The sequence below is a fragment of the Streptomyces hirsutus genome (assembly GCF_001418415.1).
Classification (GTDB): domain Bacteria; phylum Actinomycetota; class Actinomycetes; order Streptomycetales; family Streptomycetaceae; genus Streptomyces; species Streptomyces hirsutus.
In genome coordinates, this window is the sequence record NZ_LIQT01000013.1 from 1 (window position 1) to 4435 (window position 4435).

Consider the following 4435-nt stretch of genomic DNA (forward strand, 5'->3'; position numbering starts at 1 on the left):
CGATCCGCCGCGGCGGATCGACGGGCTGATCAGGATCTGGTCCAGCACCTGGCTGTTGCCCTGGTAGACGTACGAGTAACGCTCGCTCCGCGGCAGGGACTTGACCGCCGACCAGAGGGTGCCCCGGCCCTCGAGGATCTTCGTCGTCGTGGAGAACTCGAAGTCGTTGATGTCGCCGAGGACGACGACGGCCGCGTTCTTCTGGGCGGCGAGGATCTTCGCGGTGAAGTCGTGGACCTCCTTCGCCTGGAGGTGGCGCTGCGTCTCCGAGCCGCGCGACGGCGGCTGGTACTGCGACGTCAGGGCCTGGTCGCCGCCCTTGGAGGCGAAGTGGTTGGCGACCACGACGACCGTGCGGCCGCGGAAGACGAACTCGCCGGCCAGCGGCTTGCGACTGTTCGCGAACGCCTCGGACCCGGGGGCGACGCGGCCGGGGGAGACCGTCAGGGCCGCCTTGCCGCGCACCTTGGTGACGCCGGTGGCCGTCGTGGCGTCGCCGCCCGCGCGGTCGGTGAAGGAGACCCGCTCCGGGGCGAAGAGGAACACCTGGCGGATGTTGCCGCCCGGCTCGCCGCCGTCGGCCTTGTCGGCCGGGTCGATCCCGCGCCAGTCGTAGCGCGGGCCGCCCGCCGCCTCGATCGCGTCGATCAGCCGGGCCACCGTCCGGTCGGCGGCGACCGTGCCGTCGTCGGTGGCGCCGTTGTTGTCCTGGATCTCCTCCAGGGACACGATGTCGGGCGACTTCAGGTTCCCCACGATCGCCTCGGCGTGCGCGGCGAACGTGTCGTCGGACGGGTCCAGGTTCTCCACGTTGTACGTGGCGACCGCCAGCTCGCCGGAGCGCTGCGCGCGCGTCGACTCGCGCCGCAGGTCCCCGCTCTTGAGCGTGCCGAGTTCGCTCGCCACCAGCGTGTAGCCGCCGAACTGGTTGAAGTCCAGCGGGCCCGCGGTGGTGCCGGCGAGGGTGTCGCCGACGTTCGCGTCGGGGAAGTCCGCGGCCCGGCCCAGGGACTGGATCTGCAGACGGCCGGTGTTCCGGTCGTCGTAGGAGCCGTAGACCGTGCCGCCGCGGTCGTTGCGGTTCTCCTTCGGCTTCACCGTGACCCAGAGCTCGGTGTACGGGTCGGTGGCGCCGACCACCCTGGTGTCGGAGACCTGGACGTTCATGCCCTCCAGGGACTCGTAGAAGTCCAGGGCGTAGCGGTCAGGACGCAGCGGCAGGGCGTTGACGGAGCCGTTCGCCGCGCCGTCCCCGGCCGGGGTGTAGGCGGCGGGGACGGACCTGGCGTCGATCCTGGTCGCGGCCGGGACCGGGTTGCCGCTGGAGACGACGGTGAACGTGGCGCGGGTGATCTCCGTCAGCGCCTGGTTGCCGGAGGACGTGCCGCCGGGGACGTACTCCGACACCGTGCCGGAGACCGTGAGGGCGTCGCCGACGGCGACCCCCTGGGGGGTCGAGCCCGTGTGGACGAAGACGCCCTCACTGGTGGCCGGGTCGGCGTCCGGCGCCGGATCCTGGATCCAGAATCCGCGGGACGAGCCGTAGGTGCGGACGCCGGTGACGATTCCGGCCACATCGGTGACCTGCTGCCCGGCGTACGGGGATGTCCGGGTGTCGCCCTGGATGTCGTGGATGCGCACGGACTCCGCGTGCGCGGGCGAGGTGAGGGTGATCGTGGACGCCGCGCACACGGCGGCGACGGTGAGCGCGGCGAGACGCGCGGACGACTTGCTCGGCAACGGATTCCCTCCGGGAATGTGATGAGTGCCGGGACGAGGGTGGAAAATCGTGTGACGCGTGGAGAGGGCGCGGGGTGCGGGCGGGCTGCCGTGGACGGCCCCGCGACCCTGCGCGGCCTCCCGTCCTCTCAGGATGCCTTCTGCGGATGGCGTCCGCAGCCGGTCCCCGAGTGGCCTGCGGGGCGGCCTCCACGGATGGCGTCCGTGGCCGGCATCCGGCTCCGGTGAACAACTGTCCGCCGATTTCTACGCGCGTCAATCTCCAGCTTGGTCAGGCCACTTGTCAAGGTTTCGGCCATGCCCGGGGGGTGAAGCGGAGGTGAAGCGGGCGGCTTGGGCGGAAATCCGTCTAGGCTGAGTGGCCGAGTCGTCTCCGGCCCAGCCGGCCAGCTGCCGCCGGCTGCCCCCGACGTGATCCGCCGGACAGACCCTAGGAGAAACAGCCGATGTCAGACAGCTCCATGCCGCCGGCGCGGCTGCACCCCGAAGCGGAGCTGGCGCGCGAAGCACTGTCCACGCCCCTGCTGTCCCGGGCCGCCCGGCTCGCCCGCTGGGCCGGGCCCGAAACGCGGGTCGACGCCGGCGGCGGGCTCGTCGACGAGCAACTGCCCGCGGCGGCCGAGGAGCTCGGACTGAGCGGCGAGGACGCCACCGCCGACGCCAGTGCGGCATGGCGCGCCGCCGTGGACGCCGGGCTCGTCGACGTCGTCGACGAGGAGAAGGGCACCGTCACGGCGGGCGCCGACCTCGCGCTGCTCACCGGCGGCGCGCCGCAGGACGTCCTCACCGTGTGGCTCGCCGCACTGGAGGCGGCACTCGCCGACGCGAGCGTGCCCGACCTCGACGGACTCGTCGACGCCCTCGCCGCCGGGGACGGATCCGGCGAACTCGACCTCTCCTCGGTCGACTGGAACCCCGAGGCCGAGGCGGATTTCCTCGACGGGGTCCTCGGCAACCTGTATCTGCTGACCGTCGGCGAGGCGGGGCCCGCCGGCCCGCCGGTGCCGCTGCCCGCACTGGCCGCCTCCGTGATCGTCCCCGACGACATGCCGGAGCCCACCGACGACGTGCTCCAGGAGGTGTCCGACGCGATGATGCGGCTGGACGACCAGTTCCGCCTGCTGGAGCCGTCCGGACTCGTGGAGTACCAGCCGGTCGACGAGGCACTGCTGGCCGAGGGCGACGAGGAGCCCGCCCCGCCCCAGGACGACACCGACGTCACCCGCTACGGCGTGGTGCGGCTGACCCCGCTCGGCCTGTACGGGCTGCGCGCCCGCCTGCTGGAAGCGGGATTCGACGCCCCGGCGGTCGGGGACCTCGCGGACAAGGGCGCCGACGCGCTGCTCGACCGCACCCCCGCCTTCCCGCCGGCGGCCGCCCACGCGGAGACCGAGCAGTGGCTCGCCCGCCGCGAACCCCTCGACGCGGCCCGGGAACTGCTCGCCGCCGCGCGCGGCACCGACGGGAACGCGCCGCTGCGGCGGCTGCAGTGCCAGCAGGCGCTGGCGCTGGTCGGCGTCTCGGCCGAGCCCGCCCTGCGCGAGGTGCTCGACGACGCGGAACTCGGCGGGCTGGCCCGGGTGTGGCTGACCGAGCACGGGGCGACGGACGTACCGCCGCCCTCCGAGGCCATGATCTTCTGGCTGACCATCGACACGGTGGCCGCACAGCTCGCGGCCGAGGGCCACTCCGAGGAGTTGCAGGCCCTGGTGGAGGGCCTGGCCCGCCAGCACAGCGGCTTCTTCGCCACCGCCTGGCGGGTGGAGCACCCGGCCACGGCGGACGTGCTGGAGGCGATGGGCCGGCTGCACCCGGACAAGGCGGTCGCCAAGGCCGCACGCAAGGCCGCCTTCAAGGCGCGCTCGCAGCGCGGGAGTTGAATCGCGGCAGAGGATTCGGACGGACAGCCGGCGCCCGCGCCGATGGCAGAGCGGGTCCGTCACTCCCGGCCGGCGTGCACGGGGGCGGACGTGCACCTCGGTGGGCGGGTGGAGTGAGCGGCGCGCCCCCCGTTGAGCGGGCGCGTCGCACCCCGTTCGTTGAGCGGGGCGGGCAGGCGTACACCCCGGTCGGCGAGCACAGCAAGCGACCGCGTACCCCGCTCGGTGGGTGAAGTGGACGCGGCCGCGCGTGGTTCACCGAAGCGGCCGTCGGGAGGCCCCGCGGAGTTCAACCGGTGTTCAGGCAGGGGCGCAAGCGTGACGGTGAACGAGACCTGACCCGTCACCCCCTCACGGCACCCCACCGTCACAGGAGGCTCCATGTCGCTCACCCGCAGGGACTTCGCCAGGACATCCGCGGTCGCCGGCGCCGGTGTCGCACTGGTGGGCAGCGTGGGCGCCCTCGCCTCCGCGCCGGGCGCCCTCGCCTCCCACGACGCCGAGAGCGAGGGGGAGGATCGGCAGGAGGCCCGGCACCAGCACCCCACGATCGGCTACGGCCCCCTGCTCCCCGATCCGGACGGCATCCTCGCCCTGCCCGCCGGCTTCTCCTACCGCGTCCTCACCCACTGCGGGAAGACCCGGCTGGAGTCCGGCGAGTACACCCCCGCCGAGCACGACGGCACCGCCGCCTTCGCGGGTCCCCGAGGCACCACCCTCCTCGTGAACAACCATGAGATGGACGGTCCGCGCGACGAGGCGGAGCACCCGGTCCCGCTCGTCGAGGGCCTCGTCTACGACCCGGGCGCGCCCGG

The 4435-nt window shown here is 73.4% G+C and carries 3 protein-coding genes; 2 read left to right on the top strand and 1 reads right to left on the bottom strand.

The annotated features are described in order from the left end of the window. On the bottom strand, positions 1 to 1740 hold a 1740-nt coding region (locus AOK11_RS01250; RefSeq protein ID WP_055591743.1), incomplete at its 3' end, for an endonuclease/exonuclease/phosphatase family protein. A gap of 446 nt (positions 1741 to 2186) precedes the next feature. On the opposite strand from AOK11_RS01250, the gene AOK11_RS01255 reads away from it, so the two are divergent. Together AOK11_RS01255 and AOK11_RS01260 are read left to right on the top strand one after the other, a co-directional pair. After that, positions 2187 to 3620 carry a hypothetical protein gene (locus tag AOK11_RS01255; RefSeq protein WP_055591744.1) on the top strand — a complete coding sequence of 478 codons (1434 nt, stop codon included), beginning with the start codon at positions 2187 to 2189 and terminating at the stop codon, positions 3618 to 3620. Between the two features lie 381 nt (positions 3621 to 4001). After that, a partial coding sequence (locus AOK11_RS01260) for an alkaline phosphatase PhoX (protein WP_157869258.1) occupies positions 4002 to 4435 on the top strand: 434 nt, incomplete at its 3' end.

Bases quoted from the DNA above. Each gene is read 5' to 3' on its own strand.
- AOK11_RS01255 (WP_055591744.1), top strand. From the start codon at position 2,187: ATGTCAGACAGCTCCATGCCGCCGGCGCGGCTGCACCCCGAAGCGGAG.